Genomic DNA, 24826 nt, shown 5'->3' with positions numbered 1-24826 from the left:
CCCGCCGTGGCCCTGCCGAACGATGTCGTTCCGATCCGGTACTCAGCGCACGCGCGGACCGTGGTGTCTTCCCAGACGGTGCCGGGAATGACCTTCGCGACCTCGCCGCTTGTGACAATCCCGACGAACTCGACGGTACACGTGGCGCCGGTCGTCACTCCGACCCACAACTCCGTGCCGACACCGTTCGCGGCGACTGTCGCTGCCGCGCGGACCTCGCCGCTGCCGTCGTCACTGGGGTTCAGGCGTAGCTGCAGCCGGGGTGCGCCGATCCCGTACGCGACGACCGACGCTGCGGTGCCCTCGGTCGTCCCCGATGCGATCGGCGGATAGTCGAAACGAGAAAGCGGCATAACGCTCAGTGTTGTCTGCTGGTTGGCGCCCACGGCGAACTCCGAGAAGACAACCTCACCCCCGTCCGATGGGACCGGGAGAGTTTCGGAAGCGCCAGTGACCGGGCTGGTGACGCGAACCGACCCCGTCGTCGGATCGAACCCGCCCACAGTCACTGCGGCGATCATGCCGCTGCCGTCGGCTGTGGCAACGGGCCGGGCCGACACTGTGGACGGCGCGCTCGGGGCGCGGTAGGGCCAGGCGGTCACGGCGCTGGTGGCGGCCCGTGACTGTCCGACACTGTTGACGGCCCAGGCCTGGTAACGGACCTTCGCTCCGGCTTCGGCGGTGATCGGCGGGCAGAGTCCGTCGGCGCCGCACGTGATGTCCTGTCCGCCGCCGCTGACGCGGAACGACTCCACGGCGGGGTAGGACCCGCCGGTGCCGGTGACGCGGAGGATGACTGAGGTCGCATCGAATGCCGTCCACTCGATCGTGGCGGGATCCGCGGGAAGACCCCGGAGGTCCAGCACCACCGTTCCCGTGCGCTCGCCGCTTGAGAGTCGCCCCTGGGCGTCTGCGACCTCGAACGTGCCCGTGCAGTCCGAGGCCCCCGGCGCATCGGCTGCCCATGTCGCCCGCACCGAGGAGGCCGAGGCCACCGTGAAGGTGACGGCGGAGCAGTTCGCGGGACTCGTGACCGACGTGAGCCGCAGAGGTGTTCCAGGAAGCGGGTTCACCTCGCCGGCGACGCCGACCACGGGGATCTCACACGAGGTGGTGCCGCCGGCTTGCGAGCACTGCTGTGTCACGGTGCCGGCCTTGGGTAGTGTCGACGGCGCCGGCCCGACAACGAGCGTCAGGGCTGCCGGCTCGGCATCCGGATGGCTCGCCAAACGTACGAGCACGACCTCGGTGCGTCCGGGATTCGCGTCGTCGGCTCCCGTCACCTCCAGGCGTGACCCGGTGAGGGAGACCTGGAACTGGTCGCCCGGTGCGTCGACGGCGTAGTCGAGGGAGCCCCAGTTTGCAGCGCCTGTCCACGACGTCATCTGCCGCAGATCATAGGTCTCCGTCTGTCCGGGGCTGAGCGTGCGCGACGCGGGCGAGAGGATTGGCTGAGGCGCCTCGGCCTCGATCACGAATCGGACTGTCAGGACCGTCCAGTCGTCCCCTCCCACGAGGCGTGCCTGGATGGCGCAGGCGTCGGTCCACGGCGCTCCCGGCCCCGCTGTGTAGCGCAGCGTCATCGCTTCCACCAGCTCGCACGTGGCGCCGGCTCTCGCCCCGCCGGTCGTGGCAACGGGTGAGATCTCAAGGTTTGTGCCGCGAGGGATGGCGATGATCTGGGCGAGGTCTACCTCTACCGCGTCGTTTTCTCCCACGGTGAATGAACCCGTGCCCGAACGCAGCGTGGGCCGAAGCTCCGCTTCTCCGGGCACCCGGAGGAATCCGTAGGACGTGACCGTGGATCCGTCAGCCGCAGTACCGGTGACGCTGAAGGGGATGACCATCGCCTGAGGTTGTGCCGTTCCGGCGATGCGGCGGCCGGACACCGTCAGGTTCGGGCTCTCACGCCACAGCGCCAGCTTCACGGAGTCAGGATCACCGCCTGCCCACGTCACCTTGCCGGTGAGCACGTCGATGCCCTCCTCGAAACCGTCGATGGTTTCAGCGGTCAGCACCGTGTCGCGAACCTCCGGATAATCCGGTACGGGGTTTCGCACGATCTTGAGGACGATGAGCCCCATCGCGGTGTCGCCGGCGGGGTTGCTCACGGTGTAGACGAACGAGAACGTCCCGAGCGTTTCGCCCGAGCGCACGGTGACCGAACCATCTTTGAGATCGACGCCTACCAGGAGCGCTTCGAGATCGTCGTACTCGGTGGTTCCGGGCTGTGCGTTGGGCCGGACATCCACGAGGCTCAACTCGGCTCCGGACGGGTCGACGTCGTTGTCCAGTGGGGTGATCGTGGTCTCGCGCCCCGGGGATTGGCCACCTTCAAGCTGGACGTAGTCCGAGAAGGTCGCCGGCCGCGGGTCGGATTGAGCGTTGCGCACACCGACGAGGGCAAGTGCTGTGGCCGTGGCGCCGCGCCCGTCCCTGACCCGATACGTGAACGACGCTTGCCCGCTCCACGACGGCGGCGCCGTGTAGACGAGACTTGTGCCGTCAGCCGAAACGCTGGCGGTGCCGGCCGGGGAGCCGTCGGCGCCGACAGGCTGATCCACGACAGCGTCGAGCACGACGCTGTCGCCGTCCGGATCGATCCCGAACGAATCGAAGCCGATGGTCGTCGATCTGCCGCTGAGCGCTCGCCCCTCGAGCGTGACGGGCGACGGGGCTGTATTGGTCTCGTCGCCGAGCACCGTGATGGTGACTCGCGCGCTATCGGTGAGTTCCGGGTAGCCGACCCGGTAGGCGGTGTACGACACGCTGTAGACGCCGGGGCTGTCTGGCGCCAGATAGCGCAGGGTGCGGCTGGTGGCGAACGCGAGCCCGGCATCCGTCTCGTTGACGACCTGCGACGGATCGATCGCCAGCAATCCTCCCGTGGGGGCGGAGTCGTTGGCGAGGACGGGGATATCGATCTGTCCGCCCACGCGCACTCTGGCGGCATCCGCTACCGCAATCGGCGGGTCGGCCGCCGCTGCGGGCAGCAGGATCACCGTGAGCTGCCCCGTGATTGCGGCTTCCGGGTCGCCTGTTCCGTCCGAAATCGTGTATCGGACGACGCCGATCTCACCGGGCGAGCCGTCGGCAGTGGTGCCGCTGGCGCGGATCGTGGACTGTGCGACGGGGTCGACGCTCAGGGACGCGCCTTCTGCGGCCTCGGGGCGCACGTCGCTGAGCAGCAGCACGAGATGGGCAGGGTTCGAGACGGCGCTGAGCACATCGACAGTGGTGTCTTCGTTAGGTCGGACGAACGCGACAAGAGGCGGCGCCGAAATTTCGGCCTCATCCCGTTCCACCGCCGTCACCCGCACGGTTGCCGTCTGCTCCGTGTCGCCGTCGCGGACCGTGTACTGCAGAACCGTCGAGCCGGGGGATTGCGCAGTGTACGAGAACGAGAGGCCGCTGGCGTTGACGGCGATGCCGGAATCGTCGTCAGCGGCCGTCACGGCTGACAACGTCGGCGACCCCGTTCCACCGCGCACGCGGTCGTGCAGGTCCACCGTGACAGCCCGACCGACCACCGCCGTGACCGCGAACGAATCGGCCTCCAGCCGCGGGGTCGGCGCGACGCTGATCGTGAGGGCGCGGCTGGTCTGGGCGCCCCTGCTGTCGGCGACCGTGACGGTGACCGAGGCGGTGGTTGCGACCTCGGCGTTAGCGTCAGGATGCTGGTAGGTCAGGACGCCGGCCGGGTCGACGGTGACCGTGCCTGGCCCCGCGTCCACTGTCGCCGACGACACGTACAGCGCATCACCGTCCGGATCCACGAAAGCATCGAGAATCGGGAAGCGCACGGTACCGCCGGGCGCCGTGGCCGGATCGGGCCAGTTCGCCAGGCACCGCTCGGTCCCACACCACTGCGGGGCGGAGTTCTCGTCAGCGGGAATCACCGAAAGAGTCACGGTCGCGGACTCCGAGGTGAGGCCGTCCGGGGCGGTGCCGTCGGTCACGCGGTACTCGAAGGTGGCGGTGCCCGATGCGTCGGCCGGCACGTCGATGGTGAGCATTTGGTCGGCATCCGTTGTCACCGGCTTTCCGAATGCCGACGCTGAAACCGATGCGGCAACGACGCTCAACACATCATCGTTCGGGTCATGGTCGTTCAGCAGCACCGGAAGAGCGATCGCGCGTCCGGCGCGGACGCCGAACGCATCGTTCTCGGCGACCGGAGGTTTCGGCTCGAGGACCTCGGGCGCGACGGCATCGTCCGACTCGGCAGCGGTCACCTGGTCATCCATCTGCCACGACTGCGACGAGGGCACGAGATCGCCGGCGGGAAGTGTCCAGACCCAGCCGGACTGCGTCTCGTTCAGAATGAGCCGACGGTCAGTGCCCAACAACTCGGGAAGCGGGTCGGCTCCGAGCTCCGCGCCGGCGTAGTCCAGGGCGGAGTCGCCGGTGGATTCCGACCACAGCGTGCCGGCCGTCGGTCCCAGCCACGCGGCGAAGACCTCGCCGCCGAGCGTGCGGGGCGCCGCGGGAACTCCACGCACCTCGAATCCGCCGGTGACCTGCCGCTGCGCACCATCGCCGAGGGCCACGGCGACGAGTCCCTGCGAATCGGCGAGGAAGACCTCGTCACCGCCGTCGCTGGATGCCGCAAGTCGCGCATCGGGCAGGGTCGCCGTCTGCACCGGGGCAGACAGTCCCTCGATCCAGAGCCGGCCGCTGTCGGCATCGAGCATCACCCACCGCTGTCCGACGAGGGTCAGTGAAGCACCCTCGCCCGGAGCGTCGGGAACTTCGTCGATGCCGAGGATGCCGCCGCTCGCGAGATCTGCGCGCACGACTTCACCGGAATCGGCTGAGAATGCTGCGACTGTGCCGACCGGGCCGACGGTCACAGCATCTGCGGTGAACGGATCGTCCTTGTCGCCGACATCCAGGCGCGCGGCCCCCGGGCGGGAGAGGTCCCCGATGAAGATGTCGCCGGCCTCGGTGAGGTACGCCACTGAGGTTCCGCTGGTGGACACGGAGCGCGTACCGGCGGGCGTTGCGGCGAAGGCATCGGCGCCGCCGGCGTTCAGATCCGGGGGAGTCGCGGGGTCGATGCCGGCGACGCGGGTGGCGGATGCCGCGAACGCCCAGACCGCATCCGTCGTCTGTGCGAGCGTGGTCGGCTGGCTGATCTGCTTGACGGTGTCCAGTTCGAGAAGTTCGGCGTTGACGCGCGCGTAGTGTCCGCCGGCCGAGCGCTGCAGGGCCCAGATCGTGCCGTCGTCGAGGGGTGTCTGCTGGGCGTCGTATCCGGGCCAGGCGACCGCGAGACCCACCACGAGAGCTGCGGTGATCCCGACCGCGCCGCCCCACACCCAGCGTGAGGTCGCTCCCCGCCGTGTCGGAGCCCCCCTCCGTGTCGCTGACGCGCGAGCCATGTCAGACCACGCTCACGATGACGGCCACGGCAGCTCCGGCGACGATGATCGCACCGCCGATGACGACCGTCCAGATCAGCGCTGTCCGGCGCGGGGGAGTGGCTTCGGGGAGGTCATCGCTCGGCAGTCGGTCGCTGGCGCGCTGCGTGCGGGGACGCTTGCGGCGGGGGGATTCGTGTTCCACCCGCGGGCGCACGAACGCGGGAACCGCGTCATGCTCGCGTTCGGGCAGGGGAACAGCGTCGGCCAGCTCCAGCGGCGTGACCGGCATTCCGGTGTCGTACTGCACGAGTTGCAGGGCGTGAGCGAAGTCGGCGGCTGACGAGAAACGATCTGCCGGGTTTTTCGCGAGCGCGCGACGAAGCACGTCCTCCAGGCCTGGCGGCACGTCGGAGCGGTCGATCGGTGTGTAGGCGGCGCGACGGATGCGGGACTTCAAATGGTCTCGCGTGTTGTCGCTGTGCGACGGTCGCTCGAACGGGCTGCGCCCGGCCAGGAGCGAGTAGACGGTGGCGCCCAGGCTCCACACTTCGGCGGGAACGGAACCGCTCGTGCGCTCATCGATGATCTCGGGAGCGCTCCAGGGCACGCTCATCGCGAAGACCTCGACGCCTTCCCGCGCCGACACCGACGCCGCGATGCCGAAGTCCGACAACACGGGCATCCCGTAGGCGGTCAGCAGGATGTTGGACGGCTTGATGTCGCGGTGCAGGAGCCCCGCCCGGTGGGCGGATTCGAGAGCGGATGCGACCTTCACCCCTGTTCGAAGCACTTCGTCCACCGGGATCGACTCTCGCCGGTACCTCGACGCGAAGGATGCCGGGCAGTACTCCATGACGATGTAGGGGCGCCCATCGGGCGAGACGCTGGCCTGGTAGATCGTGAGGATCGAGGGGTGCGCCGACAGGTGCGCCATCGCGTCGGCTTCTGCCGCGAACATCCGCAGGAGGGACTCATCGACGATGTCTTCCAGCAGAACCTTGACCGCCACCGCGCGACGGGGCATGTCCTGCTCATAGAGGAAGACGTCGGCGAATCCTCCGGCCCCCAGCGGCCGCACGTAGCTGAAACCGGCAAGCGTGGGCGCCGCTGCCGGAAGCCGGCTAGGCACCTGGCCCCCGGATGCCGATGCGCGTCGCGCGGGCACAGCGAGCCGGTCGATCCGCGCGCCGTGCCCCCCGATTCATGCGACAAGCCTAAATCGAGCCCCTGAGCCGGTGCTGTAGGCATCCACCTAGGCTGGGAACATGACGATTCCCTCGGTGCAGCTTCTCGATGACAACCGCATTCCGCAGGTCGGGTACGGCGTGTTCAAGGTCCCGGCCGATGACACGCGCCGTGCCGTGCTCGAGGCGTTCGAACTCGGTTATCGGCATATCGACACGGCTGCCATCTACGGCAACGAAGAGGGAGTCGGCGCCGCGATCGCCGAGAGCGGCATCCCGCGTGAGGACCTGTTCATCACGACCAAGCTCTGGAACGACCGCCACGACGGCGACGAGCCTCGCGCCGCGCTCGGCGAAAGCCTTGACAAGCTCGGACTCGATGCCGTCGACCTCTACCTCGTGCACTGGCCGACCCCCGCACGCGACAACTATGTTCACGCGTGGGAGCGCCTGATCGATCTGCGCGAGCAGGGGCTGACGCGCAGTATCGGGGTCTCGAACTTCCTCGTGCCCCACCTCGAGCGCATCGTCGCCGAGACCGGCGTGAGCCCCGTGGTCGATCAGATCGAGCTTCACCCCGCCTACCAGCAGCGCGACGTCGTCGAGTGGGCGAGCGCTCGCGGCATCCGGATCGAAGCCTGGGGCCCGCTCGGTCAGGGCAAGTACGACCTGTTCTCGAACCCCGCAGTCGCGGACGCGGCAGCTGCCCACGGCAAGACTCCGGCGCAGGTCGTGCTTCGCTGGCACCTCGATAAGGGCAACATCGTGTTCCCGAAGTCGGTGCGACGTGAGCGTCTCGCCGAGAACATCGACATCGTCGATTTCGCGTTGACGGATGTCGAGATCGCCGCAATCGACGCGATCGACCCGGGCGATGGTTCCGGGCGTGTCTCGGCGCATCCCGACGAGGTCAACTGAGCGTTACGCGTCAGATCCAGGTGGGCGACCAGTTGTGGAGTCGCCAGAAGTCGTAGGGCACGCTCGTCGCGGTGAGGATCGGGTACCAGAACGCTGAGAGCACCACCGCCACGATCAGGAAGACGGCTACCACCCGCTGGCCCGTCACGCGCCTGTCGGGACTGGCTCCCGCGGGATGGGCGAGATCGCGCAGCGCGATGGCTAGGGCCAGGAGCATGAACGGCAGTATCACGACCGTGTAGAACTGGAAGACCGTGCGCTCTGGGTACAGCAGCCACGGCACCCAGGTGAGGGCGACGCCGGTCAGGACAAAGCCCGAGACGAGGTCCCGGCGTCGTATGAACCTGATGACGAGGTAGACGGTAGCCGCGACGGCGGCGTACCACACGAGCGGATTCGGCATCGAGTAGATGTTCTGAACGCATCCCGAGGCCGCCGTGCAGCCAGCCTCGCCGAGAGCATCGCTGTGGTAGAACATCGAGGTCGGTCTGACCAGGAGCGGCCACTGCCACGCGGGGCTCGCGTAGCTGTGGCTCGCCGACAGGCCGACGTGGAAGCCGTACATCGACTGGTGGTAGGTCCACAGATTCTGGAGAGACACTGGCACCCACGACCAGAAGCCGGTGGCCGGCGCGCCGTCGACCGTGTGCCTGTCGTATCCGCCGTCGGTGAGAAGCCACCCCGTCCACGTCGCGAGATAAAGAAGGAGCGCCGGCGGCACGAGCAACACGAAGGTCACCGGTCCTTGGCGCACCGCGGCATCAGCGGGCCAGAACTCCACGCCACGTCGGCGGCGCTCCAGGGCGTCGATGACGACGAGGTAGATGCCGATCCCGGCGAGAACGTACAGGCCCGACCACTTCACGGCTGTTGCGGCTCCCGCGGCAAGCCCCGCCGCGACAACCCACGGCCTCGCCCAGAACACCGGACCCCAGCGAGAATCCGATCCCCAGCGTCCAGGTGCCGTTCGGCGCGGCCATTCCCGCTCGCGGAGCCATCGCCGGTCCAGCAGCACGAACCAGAACGCCAGCAGGGTGAAGAACATGACGAAGGTGTCGAGCAACGCCACACGGCTCATAACGATCGCCAGGCCGTCGATGGCCATCAGCCCCGCCGCTGCCGTTGCCACACCGATCGACCGGGTGAGGGTGAGAGCAACGACGTAGAGCAGCAGCACGGCGAGAGTCCCGAACAGTGCCGTGGCAAAGCGCCAGCCGACCGACGATTCGGCGCCGAACAACGCCATCCCGGCGCCGATGAGGAACTTCCCCAGCGGCGGGTGGACGACGTAACTTCCTGCGTCGAGGAAGATGTCGGTCTCGCCGGCCGCAAAGCGTGAGTCGGCCTCATCGGGCCACTTCGCGGCAAAGCCCAGGTTCCACTGCGACCAGGCATCCTTCACGTAATAGGTCTCGTCGAAGACCAGTTCGTGCGGATGCCCGAGGTTCCAAAAGCGCAGGATGCCGGCAACCGCCGTCACGACCGCCGGCACCGCGATCTGAAGTCGCGGGGAAACGGCGATCCGGGCGCTGACACGGTCGTACACCGTCGCACGCGCAGGGCTGTCGACGATGGTGGTCACGGTGACAGCCTATTCGGGCGGGTCTGTCAGTTCCGGCGGTTCCGAGGCTGCGGGAGGCACCTCCGACGCTGCGGTCGGAGGACGGGGCGGATCGTCAGTGACACCGAGCAGAAAACCCGCGATCTGCAGTGCGGTGCCCTCGAGCACGGGGCCGCTGCCGAACGCCCAGTCCGCATCCGTAGCGCGAATCGTGTGTCCGGCCACGACTGCTCGACGTTCGAACTGACCGGCGCCCTGTGCGTACAAGGCGACAGCACCAGCGGTCATCGGGTCCACGACCAGATCGAGACCGAGGTCGCCCGCGATCCGGAGCGCTGCAGCGAGCGCTCGAGACAGCACACGGATGCCGCGTCGACGTGCGAGAACGGCAGCCCGGAAGCCTGCAACCGTTCGATCCGATTCACGCCAGGGACCCGCGAGTCCCGCGTCCACCGCGAAGGCTGCCCAGGTCTTGTCCGCGTCGGTGAGCGTCGCCAGGCTCGACAGCAGCGCGTCCAGCTCTGGGCGCCGATCGCTGGAGACGAGGCCCTCGTCCTGACGTGATCGGCCACTGAGCGGGAGAAATCGCAGGAAGTCCGCCACGGGGACAGAGTATCGGCCGGTCTCGTGCCAGGGGCAGCTATACACATGCGCCGCGGGCAATGTGACGGATGTGACAGGCGCCGACGCGGCGACGAGTAATTCCCGGGGCCTAAATGTGACTGTCACATCCGGCGCGCCGCTATCATGAGCGAAGGGGCACGGAATCCCGGCACACTGCGATGTGACCGTGCTCACGGGAGGCGTTCGATGAGCGAGGGCACCGGCGGACGACCGCCGAGCATCCGAGACGTTGCACGGTTGGCCGGCGTCTCTCATCAGACGGTCTCGCGCGTTCTCAACGACCATCCGAGCATCCGGCCCGAGACGCGGGCGCGCGTGGTGCAGGTCATGAACGAGTTGCGCTACACCCCCAACCGGGCAGCTCGCATGCTCGTGACCAGTCGCTCGCAGACGATCGGCATCCTCGCTGCCTCTTCGACGCAATACGGGCCGGCTTCGAGCATCGCGGCGATCGAGGAGGCTGCGCGCGAGCGCGGGTACTGGGTCTCGACCGCCAACATCGATGCCGCCGATCCGGACTCGATCACAGACGGCATTGCGCATCTGAGCGCTCAGTCGATCGAGGGACTCGTGGTCATCGCCCCGCAAATGCGGGTCTTTCGCGCCCTGGCTTCACAGCGGATCGATGTGCCCTACGTGACGCTGCAATCGGCGGTCCTCGGTCCCGAACACACCCTCTCGGTCGATCAGATCGCGGGTGCCAGGATGGCGACCCGCCACCTCATCGAGCTCGGACACCGGCAGATTTACCACATCGCGGGCCCCCAGGACTGGATCGAAGCGGAGGCCCGCATGCGCGGATTCCTCGACGAGATGGACGCGCATGACCTGCCAATGACGGCACCGATCCTGGGCGACTGGACCGCCGAGTTCGGCTACCACGCGGGTCGCGAGCTGCTGCGGGTGCGCGACTTCACGGCGGTCTTCGCTTCGAACGACCAGATGGCGCTGGGACTTCTTCACGCCGTGCGTGACGAAGGCTTGTCGGTGCCGCGCGACATCAGCATCGTGGGCTTCGACGACATCCCCGAAGCAGCGCACTTCTGGCCACCGCTGACCACCGTGCGGCAGGATTTCACCGAGCTCGGGCGCCGATGCGTAGCGCTGTTGCTGGACGACACGGCGGGCGCATCCGCGGGTGAAGCGATCGGCACGATCGCGCCCACCTTCGTTCCGCGCGCATCCTCGGGGCCGATCGGGCGGGTCTAGGGACCCCGACCCGCGGAGATTCACTCCGTGCGGGGCCGTTACCAATCCGAGACTTTTCGCCGCTTGACACTCGGGACGGCGACCGGTCTATAGTTTCGCAATGTGACCGGTCACATTGACTGTCACACCGATCGCTACTGATCGGAACGAAGGAGTTCAGCCATGCCGCCCAAGGATGTTGCGGGCACGACCGAGGGATACGCCGCCGGTGTCAAAGCCGAAGTGGCTATCGCGCGGACCCGCGCCGATGTCGCTCATCGGCAGGCTGAGCTCGAGCAGCGCGGATTGGTCGCCTGCCCCCGCGGCAACGTGTCGGCACGCATCACCGCAGCTGACCTGTTCGTGATCGCTCCGGCAGGGGCGTTTCTCGACAAGATCTCGCCCGAGCGCATGGTTCTGTGCGATCTCGACGGAGTCGCTCTCCCCGAAGTTCTCGGTAGCGAGCGCCTTCCGTCCGCGGATGCTGCGGTCCACTCCCGCATCTACCGTGATCTCCCTGGCGCGGTGGCGATCGTTCACACCGATTCGCCGTACGCGATGGCGTGGGCGGCGCGTGCCGACTCGTTGCCGTGCCTGACCACCGCTGCCGCCGAAGAGTTCGGTGGTCCGGTTCCGGTCACGGTCGCCGATCTTGCCGATCCCGAAGCGCTGGCTGACGCGGTAGCGCGGGCACTCGGATCCGAGCGCCCCGTTGCTCTCGTTCGCGCTGTCGGCGTCTTCGCGGTCGGCGCTGATCTGCGCGAGGCGATGCGGATCGCGTCAGCTCTCGAAGTCGCAGCGCGCCACGCGCTCCTGGTCTCCCAGTCCGGCCCGCTCGACGACCTGGCGCTCGATGACACCGTCGCTGCAGAGCTGCACGAGCGCGCCCGCCGTCATGCCACCTCGACCCCGGACGCCACGGTGCCCGGGTCGGGTCTCACCCACAACTGAACACCACAACTGAACACACTCACCAAGACAACGATGTCCTTAGAAAGGAAATCACTGTGAAGAGCACGAAGATTCTGCTCGCCGGCGCGGCAACCCTCGCCGCCGGCGCCCTGCTGCTGTCCGGATGCTCCGGCTCCGGTGGCGGCGGTTCAACCGATGGTGGCGGAGACGGCGGCCTCGTCGGCGTCGCAATGCCCACCAAGAGCTCCGAGCGCTGGATCCAGGACGGCGACGCCGTCAAGGCTGAGCTCGAGGAGCAGGGATTCACCGTCGACCTCCAGTACGCCGAGGATGACATCCCCACCCAGGTCTCGCAGATCGAGAACATGATCACCAAGGGTGCTGAGGCCCTGATCATCGCCTCGATCGACGGCACGACGCTCACGAGCGTTCTGCAGGAGGCTGCGGATGCCGGCATCCCCGTCATCGCCTATGACCGCCTCATCCGCGACACCGAGAACGTCGACTACTACGCGTCGTTCGACAACTACCAGGTCGGCGTGCAGCAGGCCACCTCGATCCTCAACGGCCTGGGCCTCACCGAACTGGACGGCACCCCGATCGACGGCGCGCCGACCGGCCCGTTCAACATCGAGCTGTTCGCCGGTTCGCTCGATGACAACAACGCGTTCTTCTTCTGGAACGGCGCGATCGACACCCTGCAGCCCTACTTCGACGACGGCACCCTCGTCGTGAAGTCGGGTCAGACCGAGATCGAGCAGGCTGCGACGCTCCGCTGGGACGGCGAGACCGCGCAGAGCCGCATGGAAGACATCCTGACGGCGTTCTACTCGGACGGCTCGAAGGTCAACGCGGTGCTCTCGCCCTATGACGGCATCTCGCGCGGCATCATCTCGGCCCTCACCGACGCCGGCTACACCGTCGGCGACGGCTGGCCGATCATCTCGGGCCAGGATGCCGAGCTCGACTCGGTCAAGGCGATCAACCGCGGTGAGCAGTACTCGACCATCTTCAAGGACACCCGCCTGCTCGCGCAGGTCGCGGTCGACATGGCGGTGGCTCTGCTCAACGGTGAGACGCCCGACGTCAACAACACCACCGACTACGACAACGGCGTGAAGGTCGTCCCGTCGTACCTCCTGGAGTCGGCGATCGTCGTCAAGGACAACATCACCGAGGTGCTCGTGGACACCGGGTACTGGACCGAAGCCGAGATCAACGGCTAAGAAGATCGAAGATCGTGTCGGGCGGCGCGCTGCGCCGCCCGACACGAGGCCGAATGCTGACAAGGAGTCATGATGGCGGACAACATCCTCGAGATGCGCAGCATCACCAAGACCTTCCCGGGTGTCAAGGCGCTCTCAGGCGTCACGCTCGAGGTCGAGCGCGGTGAGATCCACGCGATCTGCGGTGAGAACGGCGCCGGCAAGTCGACGCTCATGAAGGTGCTCTCCGGCGTCTATCCGCACGGCTCGTACGACGGCACCATCGTCTTCGAGGGTGAAGAGGTAGCTTTCCGCAGCCTCAGCGACAGCGAGGCCAAGGGCATCGTCATCATCCATCAGGAACTGGCGCTGAGTCCCCACCTCTCGATCGCCGAGAACATCTTCCTCAACAACGAGCAGCGCGGCGCCCTCGGTCTGATCGACTGGAACCGCACGAACTTCCAGGCCGCGGAGCTGCTTGCTCGGGTGGGCCTGCGAGATAACCCGACGACTCCCATCAAGCAGATCGGGGTCGGTAAGCAGCAGCTCGTCGAGATCGCCAAGGCGCTCTCGAAGGAGGTCAAACTGCTGATCCTCGACGAGCCGACAGCCGCTCTCAACGACGAGGACTCCGATCACCTGCTCGGCCTGATCCTCCAGCTCAAAGAGCAGGGGATCACGTCGATCATCATCAGCCACAAGCTCAACGAGATCAAGAAGATCTCCGACACCGTGACCGTCATCCGTGATGGGAAGACGATCGAGACGATCGCTCGCGACGATGTCACCGAAGACCGCATCATCAAGGACATGGTCGGCCGCGACCTGGAGCATCGGTATCCCGACCACGATCCGCAGATCGGCGAGGAACTTCTGCGCGTCGAAGACTGGACCGCCTACCACCCGCAAGACCCGTCGCGTGTTGTCGTGGACAACGTGTCCCTCAACGTCCGTGCCGGCGAGATCGTCGGGATCGCGGGACTCATGGGCGCCGGGCGCACCGAGTTCGCCATGAGCCTGTTCGGACACAGCTACGGCAGCAAGATCTCCGGCAAGGTGTACATGCGCGGGCGCGAGATCAAGACCCGCACCGTTGCTGAGGCGATCGAGAACGGACTGGCGTATGCCACCGAAGATCGCAAGACCTACGGGCTCAACCTCATCGAGGACATCAAGCGCAATATCTCGATGGCGTCGCTGGGCAAGCTCGAGCGTCTGGGCCTGGTCAACGACAACAAGGAATACGCGGTGGCCAACGAGTACCGCCGAGACCTCAACATCAAGGCACCCAACGTGCTGGTCAAGACGGGGAAGCTCTCGGGCGGCAACCAGCAGAAGGTCGTCCTGTCGAAATGGATCTACTCCGACCCCGAGGTGCTGATTCTCGACGAGCCCACGCGCGGCATCGACGTCGGAGCGAAGTACGAGATCTACACGATCATCAACAAGCTCGCCGCTGCCGGTAAGGGCATCATCGTCATCTCGTCCGAACTGCCGGAACTGCTCGGCATCTCCGACCGCGTCTACGCGATCTCGGAGGGCCGCATCACCGGCGAACTGCCCGTCGAAGAAGCGACACCCGAATCGGTCCTCAAGCTCATGACCATGGAAAAGGCCCGCTGACGGGCCGCGCAGGAGAACAGACACCATGTCCAACGACATCCCGAACACCGAATCCACGGCAGCCGGAGCGCTCGTCAACCCGCCCGACAACAAGTTCACCCGATGGTTCAGCAACATCCTCGGCGACCTCGGCAAGAACGGTATCTTCATCGCCCTCATCGCGGTGGTGGTGTTCTTCACCATCACGACCGACGGCATCCTGCTGCGCCCGCAGAACATCTCGAACCTGATCGTCCAGAACGGCTACATCCTGGTCCTCGCGATCGGCATGGTGATGGTCATCATCGCCGGTCACATCGACCTGTCGGTCGGGTCGGTGGCTGCCTTCATCGGTGCCCTCTCGGGCGTGTTCGCCGTGCAGTGGGGGCTCCCGTGGTGGCTTGCGATCGTATTGTCGCTGCTGATCGGTGCCGTCGTGGGAGCCTGGCAGGGATTCTGGGTGGCGTTCGTCGGCATCCCGGCCTTCATCGTGACCCTCGCGGGCATGCTCATCTTCCGCGGGCTCGCGCTCGTGGTCCTCGGCAACGCGAACATCGGGTCGTTCCCCGAGGAGTATCGCGCGCTCGGCAACGGATTCCTCACCGGTGTGTTCGGTGAAGGTACCCCCGACATCTTCACGCTGCTGGTCGGCGCCGCTGCGATCGTGTTGCTGGTGCTGAACCAGGTGCGCTCGCGGGCCGCCCGGGTCAAGTACGGCCAGGAGGTCGACCCGATCGTCTGGTTCATCGTCAAGCTGCTGCTGGTGTCGGCCGCGATCGTGTTCTTCATGTTCTCGCTCGCGATGTACAAGGGCATCCCGGTGACTCTGATCATCCTGGCGGTGCTCGTCCTCTTCTACGGCACGATCATGAACCGGTCGGTCTTCGGCCGCCACATCTACGCGATCGGCGGCAACCGTCACGCCGCGGAGCTGTCGGGCATCAAGACCCGCCGCGTCGACTTCCTGCTGTTCGTCAACATGGGCTTCCTCGCCGCGCTCGCGGGACTCATCTTCACCGCGCGTCTGAACCTCGCCGGCCCCAAGGCCGGTGACGGGTTCGAGCTCGAGGCGATCTCGGCAGCCTTCATCGGTGGCGCGGCAGTCCAGGGTGGCGTGGGCACGATCGGCGGTGCCATCATCGGTGGCCTCATCATCGGTGTGCTCAACAACGGTATGTCGATCATGGGCATCGGTATCGAGTGGCAGCAGGCAGTGAAGGGCCTCGTGCTGCTGCTCGCGGTCGCCTTCGACGTCTACAACAAGCGGCGCTCGGGCAACAGCTGAGTCAGTCGAGTGGGCACGGCCCCAGCCTGAGGCGTCAGCCCTAGGCTGGGGCCGTGATCATCCTCGCCGCCACGCCCATCGGTAATCTCGGCGACGCGTCTCGGCGCCTTGTTGAGGCGCTGGAAGCCGCTCAGGTGGTCGCCTCCGAAGACACCCGCACGACACAACGGCTGCTTGCAGCTCTCGGCATCCAGAACCGGCCGCGGCTGATCGCCCTCCACGATCACAACGAGAAGGCGCGCGCGGCTGAGCTCGTCGAGATCGCACGAGACACCGACGTGCTCCTGCTCTCGGACGCTGGGATGCCGACCATCAGTGACCCGGGATTCGGGGTCGTTGCCACGGCAGCCGCGGCCGGGGTCGCGGTGAGTGTTCTGCCGGGGCCGAGCGCGGTACTGGCGGCGCTGGCGGTCTCGGGCCTTCCGACCGATCGGTTCACGTTCGAGGGGTTCGTGCCCCGCAAGTCGGGGGAGCGTCGCAGCGCGTTGTCGGCGCTGCGCGCCGAGCCACGCACGATGGTTTTCTTCGAGTCGCCGGCGCGCTGCGCGCAGACCCTTTCTGATATGGCCGGCATCTTCGGTGCAGACCGTGCCGCCGTCGTGTGCCGGGAGCTCACCAAGCTTCACGAGGAGGTACGCCGCGGTGCCCTGGACGAGCTCGCCGCCTGGGCAGCCGAGGGAATCAGGGGAGAGATCGTCATCGTCGTCGGTGGCGCCGCCGGTCCCGCGATGTCGTTCGAGGACGCGGTGGCCTACGTTTCGGACCTCCTCGCGCAGGGAAAGCGCCTGAAGGATGCCTGCGCCGAGGTCGCTGCAGCCTCCGGGCACTCATCGCGTGAGCTCTACAACGCGTCACTGTCATAGACCCGCGGGGTGGCATCGGCCCGAACTAGACTTCTCGGGTGAGTTCCGGCAGTTCCTTCTACATCACGACGCCGATCTACTACCCGAGCGATGTCCCGCACATCGGACACGGGTACACGACGGTCGCCGTGGACACGCTTGCGCGTTGGCACCGACAGTCAGGCGATGACACCTGGATGCTGACCGGAACCGACGAGCACGGCCAGAAGATGCTGCGGGCTGCCGCTGCCAACGGTGCCACCCCGCAGGAGTGGGTCGACCGGCTCGTGGGCGAATCGTGGTTTCCGCTGCTTCGCACGCTGGATGTCGCGAACGACGACTTCATCCGCACCACGCAGGCTCGCCACGAAGAGCGCGTGACGCAGTTCGTGCAGGCGATCTACGACAACGGCTACATCTACGCTGGCGAGTTCGAAGCGCTGTACTGCGTCGGGTGTGAGGAGTTCAAGACCGAGGCGGAGATCCAGGACGGCACCGGCGCGTTCGAGGGCCTCAAGGTCTGCGCGATCCACTCGAAGCCCTTGGAGCTGCTGCAGGAGAAGAACTACTTCTTCAAGCTCAGCGAGTTCCAGGACCGACTGCTCGAGCTGTACAAGAGCGTCCCCGACTTCGTGCGGCCCGAGTCGGCGCGCAACGAAGTGGCATCCTTCGTTCGCAGTGGCCTGAAAGACCTGTCGATCTCGCGGTCCACGTTCGACTGGGGAATCAAGGTGCCCTGGGACCCCTCCCACGTCATCTACGTGTGGGTCGACGCGCTCCTGAACTACGCGACCGCCGTCGGCTACGGATCCGACCCCGAGCAGTTCGCGCGGCGCTGGCCCGCATATCATGTGGTCGGCAAAGACATCCTGCGCTTCCACGCCGTCATTTGGCCGGCGATGCTCATGGCTGCCGGGGTCGAGGTGCCCCGCGGCGTGTTCGCGCACGGCTGGCTGCTCGTGGGCGGCGAGAAGATGTCGAAGTCCAAGCTCACCGGTATCGCGCCGACCGAGATCACCGACGTCTTCGGCTCCGACGCGTACCGCTTCTACTTCCTCTCGGCTATCGCTTTCGGTCAGGACGGCTCCTTCTCGTGGGAGGACCTGTCGGCCCGGTACCAGGCGGAGCTTGCAAACGGATTCGGCAACCTCGCCTCCCGCACGGTCGCGATGATCGAGCGGTACTTCGAGGCAATCGTGCCGCCGCCAGCGCACTACACCGATGCCGACCTCGCCATCCAGCGGGTCGTCGCGGAGGCTGCGGCGAACGCGGATGCCGCGATCGAGCGATTCCGCATCGATGAGGCGATTGCGGCGATCTGGACGATCGTCGACGAGCTCAACGGGTACATCACCGAGAACGAGCCGTGGGCGCTCGCAAAGGATGACGCGCTTCGACCGCGCCTGGAGACCGTGCTCTACACCGCAGCGGAGGGTCTGCGGGCGCTCGCTCAGTTGCTCTCGCCCGTGATGCCGATCTCGACCGAGAAGCTCTGGATCGCCCTCGGCGCTGCCGAGACCATCGGCCGCCTCCAGGACCAGCCGCTTCGCGAGGCGGGGAACTGGGGTCGGCTGAAGCCCGGCACCTCGGTCAATGGCCTCGCGCCGCTGTTCCCGCGCGTCGAGCAGCCGGCGTGAGCGACCCCAGCGCGTATACGAGGGAGCGGTCGGCATCGGGCCGGCGCGATCTCACCTATCCCGAGCTGCCCGAGCCGCTCGCGGTGCCCGTGTACGACAATCACTGCCACCTCGAGATCATGGACGGCGACGACCCGCTGAGCCTCGACGAGCAGCTCGCCCGGGCGGCCTCGGCGGGTATCGCGGGCGTGGTGCAGGCATCCGGTGACGTGGAGTCCTCGCGCTGGGCCGCGTGGGCTGCCGAGCACCACCCGCAGGTTCTCGCGGCGGTGGCGATCCACCCGAACGAGGCGCCGACCTACGAGGCGGCCGGGGAACTCGATGCCGCGATCGCGGTGATGGACGAGCTTGCCATCCACCCGCGGGTGCGTGCGATCGGCGAGACCGGACTCGACTTCTTCCGCACGGATGCCGAGGGTCAACCGGCTCAGTATCGGTCGTTCGAAGCACACATCGCTCTGGCAAAGAAACACGGCATTGCGATGCAGATCCACGATCGGGACGCGCACGACGAGGTTCTGCGCGTGCTCGAGAGCGTAGGTGCGCCCGAGAAGACCGTGTTCCACTGCTTCTCGGGGGATGCCGAGATGGCGCGGATCGCCGCCGACCGCGGCTACTACCTGTCTTTCGCCGGCAACATCACGTTCAAGAATGCGCAGAACCTGCGCGATGCGCTCGCGGTCACACCGCTCGAGCGGATTCTCGTCGAAACCGATGCGCCCTTCCTCACCCCGGTTCCGCACCGAGGGCGTCCGAACGCGCCGTACCTCGTGCCCATCACGCTGCGGTTCATGGCCGACGAGCTCGGTCTGCCGGTCGACGAGCTCGCCGCGCAGGTGGCCGCGAACACGATCGAGGTCTACGGCACGTTCGCCTGAGCGGCGAAGGCCTGGGGCGCGGTGCCGCGACGAACGGACGTCGGCGCCGAGCGGGTTGTCGATCCGCCCACCAGCTCCCACGGCAGAATCACCGGCGACGTCGGGGTGCTTGCGGATTCCAGCGCTGCAACCAGCTCGGGAAAGAGGAGCTCGGGCGCCTGCTCGGGGTGAACGCACACGTGGGTGACACTCAGGCGGCGGTTCAGAGCACAGTCATGCAGGCACAGCGCGACAAGCTGAAGATCGCGCGGCAGCACGACATCGAGAGCCGTGAGGTCAAGGAACAGCCGCGGCCCCTCCGGGGCGAACGAGAACAGCCCGTCAACACCGTGCAGCAGGAGTTCACGGATGCTCCCGGCAAGCTCCAGGCTCGCGGCATCCACCCGGGCGACGATCGGCGCCTGACCGCGGCTGGCGCACCACTGCGCGTAGACGCTCTCGCCGATTTCCAGACGGGGGAGCCCTGGTTCGCCGGTGAGAAGCCCGATGTTTGTGGCGCCGCCGGCCGCGAGGAGGTCGAGGGCAGCGGTCGCGGCATCCTCGTACCCGGTGCGGATCCACATCCCCGCGTCCGGGGGAAGGGGCAGGTCATTGGTGATGACGGGGATGCTCTGGGCTGCCGCGATCGCCAGCAGCGGGTCGCTCTCGCGAGCATCGGGTGCGTACACGGCGTCGACCCGGGCGCTGCGCAGCAGCTCCGGGCGCGCGGAGGGGATGACGGTGACCGTGAACTGGTGCGCGGCGGCAGCGTCGACGAGGGCGCTGAGCTGACGCATCGCATACTGCGCCTGAGCGGCTTCGCGTACCGGGTCAAGCGGCGGCGACGCGACGTACCCGATCGAGAGCGTTCGTCCGCGCCGGAGCGCTGCGGCGTACCGATCGGGCGAGTACCCGAGCTCCGACGCAGTGTCGAGGATCCGCTGCCTCGTCTCGGCGCTGAGCGCACCCCGGCCGTTGAGTGCCTGACTGACCGCCGCCGTGGATACGCCGGCTTTGGCCGCGACATCCTTCACCGTGACCCGCGCGCGCGGCAACGGGATCGGTGTCTGGTCGGGCTGCTGGATCATGCTCACTCACGTGCCGGGATTCGGCGCCTCCGAGAAAACTGTGTCGACCGCCGCTGACCAGCGTTCGCCCTCCCCGGAGGAGGCCAGTGTATGGCCGCGCGCAACGACGTGGTGCATGATCACGCCGGCAAAATGCCGGAGGGCCCGTTCGGTCTTGAGGGAACTCTCGGACGGGTTCTCGGGGAGGCGGGCGATCTCGGCGTCCAAGAGCTCCTGTACCCATCCCCGCGCCGCTTGAACGGCAGGGGCGACATCGTGGATCCTGCCTGCCCCGGCGTGGCGGAGTGCTGCATCCGCGACGATCGCCTTCGCGTCGGCGAGCGAGGCGAATTCGTCAAGCGGCGCGTGCAGGCGAATCGTCTCGAGATCGAGCACCTCGACGCCGTGACGTTCCTGCACGTCGGCGGCGACGTTCCGAGGCATGCCGAGATCGATCACCAGGAGTCGCTCCGCTGCGGCTGTCACGGCGGCGCGGCCGGCGTCCAGCTCGTCGCCGCCGAGCACGACCCGGGTCGTGCAGGTGACGATGACATCGGCCGACGCGATCTCGGCATGGTAGGAATCCGGGTCGACCGGGATCAGTCCGTGTCGCTGGGCGAACTCCGGACCGCGGCCGGATGCCGAATGAACACGGATGCCGCGCGCGCCGCGCACGCGCAGTGCAGCTAGCGCCGCCGCGGCATACTGACCGGTGCCGATCAGGAGCACGCGGGCGCTTGTCCAGTCGGTGATCCGCGAGGAGGCGAGCTCGAGGGCGAGGCGGACGAGGGAGCGACCGGATTCACCCACCCGCGCCGAGTTCTTGACCGTCCGCGACGTCTCTTTCGCGCGCTCGAAGAGGTGCTCGAGGGCGCGGGTCGTCATCCCCTCGCCGCGGGCGTCTTCGTAGGCGCGGGTGACTTGACCTGCGATCTCGTCTTCGCCGACGACGACCGAGTCCAGGCCCGAGGCGACGGCGAACAGATGATGCGCGACACGATTGCCGACCGTGACATCGAGAGTCTCGCGCAACTCTCGGTAGTCGATCCCCGAGGCGTCGGCCAGTTCGCCGAGCGCGGCAGTGACGGCGGATTCGGCCGAGTGGCCCTCGTCGGGGTCGATATCGAGGTACGCCTCGAACCGGTTGCAGGTGGCCAGCACCACGGCGCCGCCGATCGACTCGTGGGCACGGGGGATGTCGCGGCGGACGTCGTCGCCCACTTCCGCCAGACGTTCCAGGGAGGCGAACGGGGTAGCCCGGTGGTTGGCCGATAGGCAGACCAGCATCGCTTCCTCCTCGCGTCGACTGGTTAGTATATCGATTAACTATGCAGCTCTCCGATCAGCATCCGCTCGTTGCCCACGCGACGAAGGACTCGCATCTCATCCGCGCCTTCCTCGGACACCGACCAGCCATCACCCCCGTGTGGTTCATGCGGCAGGCCGGGCGTTCGCTTCCCGAATACCGCGCGCTGCGTGAGAGCGGTTCGATGCTCGATGCGTGTTTGGACCCCGCTCTTGCGAGCGAGATCACGCTGCAGCCGGTGCGCCGTCACGGTGTTGACGCCGCAATCTTCTTCAGCGACATCGTCGTGCCGCTGGTGCTGGCCGGGATCGACGTGCGCATCGTGGCCGGCCGTGGTCCCGTCTTTGCCGACCCGGTCCGTTCGGCGGCCGATATCGCGCGAGTCACGGCGATCGATCCGGCGGCTGTGACCGAGCGGGGCGGGCCGATCATCGACGCCGTGCGCCGCACGACCGAGATGCTCGCGGACGAGTCTGCCGCTCGCGGCACGCCGCTCCCACTCATCGGCTTTGCGGGGGCACCATTCACCCTCGCGGCTTACCTCGTCGAGGGCGGGCCCTCGAAGGATCACCTCGCCGCGCGCCGCCTGATCCACGAGGACCCGGCAGGGTGGGCCGCGCTCACGCAGTGGCTTGCCGAGATCAGCGGGCGCTTCCTCGCCCTCCAGATCGAAGCCGGTGCCAGCGCCGCGCAGTTGTTCGACTCCTGGGCCGGCTCGCTGTCCCCGCGCCTGTACCGGCAGGCGGCGCTCCCGGCATCCGCTCGAGCCTTCGCTCACGCACGGCAGATCGAACCGCCCGTGGACTCGGGGATGCCCCGGGTTCCGCTCTCGCACTTCGGCGTCGGCACCGCCGACCTCCTCGGCGACATCGCGAACCTGGACCTTGACGTCGTGGGCATCGACCACCGGATCGATCTCGACGAGGCGCTGATGCGGATCGGGACAGACGTGACGGTGCAGGGCAACCTCGATCCCGCGATGCTCTTCGCCCCCGCCGAGGTTCGCGCCGCCGAGGTCTCTCGGATCATCGCCGCAGGCACGGCGGCGCGCGCTCACGTCTTCAACCTCGGGCATGGGGTTCCGCCCGAGACCGATCCTGCCGTGCTCACGGATCTTGTCGTGAGGGTGCACGATGCCCGCTGAGGCAAACGAGCTCGTCGATGTCTGCATCGTCGGCGCGGGGATGGCGGGCCTCGTCGTTGCCGCTGAGACCGCCGCGGCTGGGCTCCGGACCATCGTCGTGGAAGCATCCGACCGCGTCGGCGGGATGCTCGCGCCGGTCATGATCGGCGGCGATGCTGGCGTGGGCGCTGCTGGTCTGACCGTGGATGCCGGCGCCGAGTCCTTCGCGACCCGAACCACCGGCGTGACAGATCTCATCGACCGCTGGCAGCTTCCCGTCACGGTCACGGCGCCGAACCCCGCGGGGGCGTGGCTCGTGGCCGGCGGCGACTCCGGCATCCGTCGCGCTCCGCTCCCGCGGCGCAGCGTCCTCGGGATCCCCGCCGATCCGCGCGCTGCCGACATTCTGGCGCTCGCCCTGCCCCGCGCCGAGCGGGTACTGCCCGTGCCGGCTGAGGAGCCTTCGCTCTACGACCTTGTTTCCACGCGACTCGGCGATGATCTGGCAAGCGCGGTGGTCGACACCGTTTGCCGCGGCGTCTTCTCGCGCTCTGCGCGCGACCTGAAGCTCTCGGTCGTGCACCCGCAGCTGTGGCAGCGGTTCGTGCAGAGCGGCTCGCTGACGGACGCCGTCGCGGAGCTTGCTGCGGGGCCGCGCCCTGGTAGCGCCGTCGCAGGGATCGTCGGCGGCATGTGGCGGCTGCCCGTCGAACTGGCAGCCCGCGCCCGCGCCGCCGGGGCGATCATCATGCTCGACACCCCGGTTCATCGCGTGCATGGTGCAGGCGCCGGGGGAGATCGCGCGGGCGACGAGGCGCTGAACGTGGATGCCGGGAGCTTCGCGATCCGCGCTCGAACCGTTGTCGTCGCCACCGGTCGAGACCAGGCGCTGCGGCTCCTCGGGGAGCACAGCGACGGTGACGGAACTCCTGTCGAACTGGCGATCGCGCTCGTGCGTTCCCCGGGTCTGGATGTTCACCCGGTGGGAACGGGAGCGCTGATCGCCGACGCCGCACCCATCGACGCGAAGGCGCTCACGCACGCGAACGCGAAGTGGGGGTGGATCGAGCAGCAGCTCGAGCCTCATCACCACGTCGTCCGGCTCTCGGCGCGCGATGGTCTCGCGGGAACGTTCGATGAGGCATCCGTCGCGATGACGATCGGCGCCGTGACGGGAGTTTCCCTTGCGGCGGAGGACGTGCGCGAGCTGCACGTGCGCCGCTGGGATGCATCTTCGTCGTCGTCCTCGATGCCCGTTGTCGCCGCCGATTCCCGCGTCCGCCTCGCCGGCGCCACGGTCGCCGGTACCGGGCTCGCGTCGGTCATCCCGCACGCGCGCGAGGTCGCCGACACCCTGATCCACGCGCTTGCGACGCCCCCGCTCGCGTCCGCCGCTTCATAACCCGCACCGCTGCTTCTGACTGGAGGAATCGTGACCGATCCCGTAACCCCCGCCTCGACTCCCGAGGCTGAGCCGACGCCCGCGGGCTACACCCTCTTCACCGTGCTCGCCGTCCCGCGCGTGGCGGCGCCGGAGTTCGGCGACCTCGAGAGCGAGATCGCTGAGCTTCCCGCGGCAGGCGTGACCCTGCGCGGCCTCTATGACGTCACCGGCATGCGCGCGGATGCCGACCTCATGGTGTGGCTGCACGGTGAGGACCCCGCGGCTTTGCAGGCGGCCCTGCGCCGGCTTCGCCGCACCGCGGCGCTGCGCGAGGCGAGCATCACGTGGAGTGCCATGGGCGTTCACCGCGAGGCAGAGTTCAACAAGCGACACGTGCCCGGGTACCTGCGCGGAGAGGCACCGCGGGAGTGGCTCTGCCTCTATCCGTTCGTGCGCAGCTACGAGTGGTACCTGCTGCCCGAAGCCGAGCGCTCAGCGATGCTCGCCGAGCACGGCCGCAAGGGGAGTGCCTTCCGTGATGTCGTGGCCAACACGGTCTCGACCTTCGCGCTCAGCGACTACGAGTGGCTGCTTCCGCTGGAAAGCGACAACCTGCTGAGCCTGGTCGACATGATGCGAGACCTCCGCGCGACGGATGCCCGCCGTCACGTGCGCGACGAGGTCCCGTTCTTCACCGGTAGGCGTGTCGAGGTCAGCGAGCTCGAGGGCGTTCTGTCGTGAGCGACACGACGTTCCGACCCAAGC

At 67.5% G+C, this 24826-nt stretch carries 18 protein-coding genes; 12 read left to right on the top strand and 6 right to left on the bottom strand.

The features are described 5' to 3' along the window. Together BGO47_RS04450 and BGO47_RS04445 are read right to left on the bottom strand one after the other, a co-directional pair. Positions 1-5384: Ig-like domain-containing protein (locus BGO47_RS04450; protein ID WP_292708960.1), on the bottom strand; the 5384-nt coding region annotated here is incomplete at its 3' end. A gap of 1 nt (position 5385) precedes the next feature. Continuing rightward, positions 5386-6531, bottom strand: coding sequence for a serine/threonine-protein kinase (locus BGO47_RS04445; RefSeq protein ID WP_292708958.1), 1146 nt, complete (start codon positions 6529-6531; stop codon positions 5386-5388). A gap of 100 nt (positions 6532-6631) precedes the next feature. Here BGO47_RS04445 and BGO47_RS04440 point away from each other — a divergent pair, with 100 nt between their 5' ends. Continuing rightward, positions 6632-7468 carry an aldo/keto reductase gene (locus BGO47_RS04440; protein ID WP_292708956.1) on the top strand — a complete coding sequence of 279 codons (837 nt, stop codon included), beginning with the start codon at positions 6632-6634 and terminating at the stop codon, positions 7466-7468. A gap of 10 nt (positions 7469-7478) precedes the next feature. On the opposite strand, the gene BGO47_RS04435 is transcribed toward BGO47_RS04440, so the two are convergent. Both BGO47_RS04435 and BGO47_RS04430 read right to left on the bottom strand, forming a co-directional pair. Beyond that, positions 7479-9050, bottom strand: coding sequence for a phospholipid carrier-dependent glycosyltransferase (locus BGO47_RS04435; protein WP_292708954.1), 1572 nt, complete (start codon positions 9048-9050; stop codon positions 7479-7481). Between the two features lie 9 nt (positions 9051-9059). Then, on the bottom strand, positions 9060-9632 hold the full coding sequence (locus tag BGO47_RS04430) for a hypothetical protein (RefSeq protein ID WP_292708952.1): 573 nt from the start codon (positions 9630-9632) through the stop codon (positions 9060-9062). A gap of 207 nt (positions 9633-9839) precedes the next feature. Between BGO47_RS04430 and BGO47_RS04425 the strand changes: the two genes are divergently transcribed. The 8 genes from BGO47_RS04425 (at position 9840) to BGO47_RS04390 (ending at position 19202) form a co-directional block, all read left to right on the top strand. Then, a complete protein-coding gene (locus tag BGO47_RS04425) occupies positions 9840-10862 on the top strand; it encodes a LacI family DNA-binding transcriptional regulator (protein WP_292708950.1) in 1023 nt (340 codons plus the stop codon). Positions 10863-11024: 162 nt separating this feature from the next. Next, entirely contained in the window at positions 11025-11792 is a 768-nt protein-coding gene (locus BGO47_RS04420; protein ID WP_292708948.1) for a class II aldolase/adducin family protein, read from the top strand. Positions 11793-11848: 56 nt separating this feature from the next. Then, positions 11849-12979: a multiple monosaccharide ABC transporter substrate-binding protein gene (chvE, locus tag BGO47_RS04415; RefSeq protein ID WP_292708947.1), complete on the top strand. Its 1131-nt coding sequence runs from the start codon at positions 11849-11851 to the stop codon at positions 12977-12979. A gap of 72 nt (positions 12980-13051) precedes the next feature. Beyond that, positions 13052-14581 carry a multiple monosaccharide ABC transporter ATP-binding protein gene (mmsA, locus tag BGO47_RS04410; protein ID WP_292708946.1) on the top strand — a complete coding sequence of 510 codons (1530 nt, stop codon included), beginning with the start codon at positions 13052-13054 and terminating at the stop codon, positions 14579-14581. 25 nt (positions 14582-14606) lie between these two features. Next, complete coding sequence (gene mmsB / locus BGO47_RS04405; RefSeq protein ID WP_292708944.1) at positions 14607-15845, top strand: multiple monosaccharide ABC transporter permease; 1239 nt, start codon at positions 14607-14609, stop codon at positions 15843-15845. Between the two features lie 53 nt (positions 15846-15898). Beyond that, positions 15899-16708 (top strand): 16S rRNA (cytidine(1402)-2'-O)-methyltransferase, encoded by an 810-nt coding sequence (rsmI, locus tag BGO47_RS04400; RefSeq protein WP_292708942.1) that lies wholly within the window; start codon positions 15899-15901, stop codon positions 16706-16708. A 38-nt stretch (positions 16709-16746) separates the two neighbouring features. After that, complete coding sequence (gene metG, locus BGO47_RS04395) at positions 16747-18324, top strand: methionine--tRNA ligase (RefSeq protein ID WP_292708940.1); 1578 nt, start codon at positions 16747-16749, stop codon at positions 18322-18324. Beyond that, a complete protein-coding gene (locus tag BGO47_RS04390; RefSeq protein ID WP_292708938.1) occupies positions 18321-19202 on the top strand; it encodes a TatD family hydrolase in 882 nt (293 codons plus the stop codon). Before metG ends, BGO47_RS04390 begins: the two co-directional genes overlap by 4 nt. Here BGO47_RS04390 and BGO47_RS04385 read toward each other — a convergent pair. Together BGO47_RS04385 and BGO47_RS04380 are read right to left on the bottom strand one after the other, a co-directional pair. Further along, positions 19184-20269 (bottom strand): LacI family DNA-binding transcriptional regulator, encoded by a 1086-nt coding sequence (locus BGO47_RS04385; RefSeq protein ID WP_292708936.1) that lies wholly within the window; start codon positions 20267-20269, stop codon positions 19184-19186. The two genes, BGO47_RS04390 and BGO47_RS04385, sit on opposite strands and share 19 nt — an antisense overlap. A 6-nt stretch (positions 20270-20275) precedes the next feature. Next, positions 20276-21535: a glutamyl-tRNA reductase gene (locus BGO47_RS04380; protein WP_292708933.1), complete on the bottom strand. Its 1260-nt coding sequence runs from the start codon at positions 21533-21535 to the stop codon at positions 20276-20278. A gap of 41 nt (positions 21536-21576) precedes the next feature. On the opposite strand from BGO47_RS04380, the gene hemE reads away from it, so the two are divergent. Genes hemE through hemQ form a run of 3 tightly spaced genes read left to right on the top strand, consistent with a single transcriptional unit; the run spans position 21577 to position 24802 of the window. Beyond that, positions 21577-22698: a uroporphyrinogen decarboxylase gene (gene hemE, locus BGO47_RS04375; RefSeq protein WP_292708931.1), complete on the top strand. Its 1122-nt coding sequence runs from the start codon at positions 21577-21579 to the stop codon at positions 22696-22698. Continuing rightward, positions 22688-24079, top strand: a complete 1392-nt coding sequence (locus tag BGO47_RS04370; protein WP_292708929.1) for an FAD-dependent oxidoreductase — start codon at positions 22688-22690, stop codon at positions 24077-24079. The genes hemE and BGO47_RS04370 overlap by 11 nt, the downstream gene beginning before the upstream one ends. 30 nt (positions 24080-24109) lie before the next feature. After that, the gene (gene hemQ, locus BGO47_RS04365) at positions 24110-24802 is read left to right on the top strand and encodes a hydrogen peroxide-dependent heme synthase (RefSeq protein ID WP_292708927.1); all 693 of its coding nucleotides are present in this window, start codon (positions 24110-24112) and stop codon (positions 24800-24802) included. Positions 24803-24826: the final 24 nt, after the last annotated feature.

Origin of the sequence: Microbacterium sp. 67-17 (assembly GCF_001898325.1) — a bacterium.
In the GTDB taxonomy this organism is placed as follows: domain Bacteria; phylum Actinomycetota; class Actinomycetes; order Actinomycetales; family Microbacteriaceae; genus Microbacterium; species Microbacterium schleiferi.
This window is presented reverse-complemented; position numbering and strand designations above follow the sequence as displayed.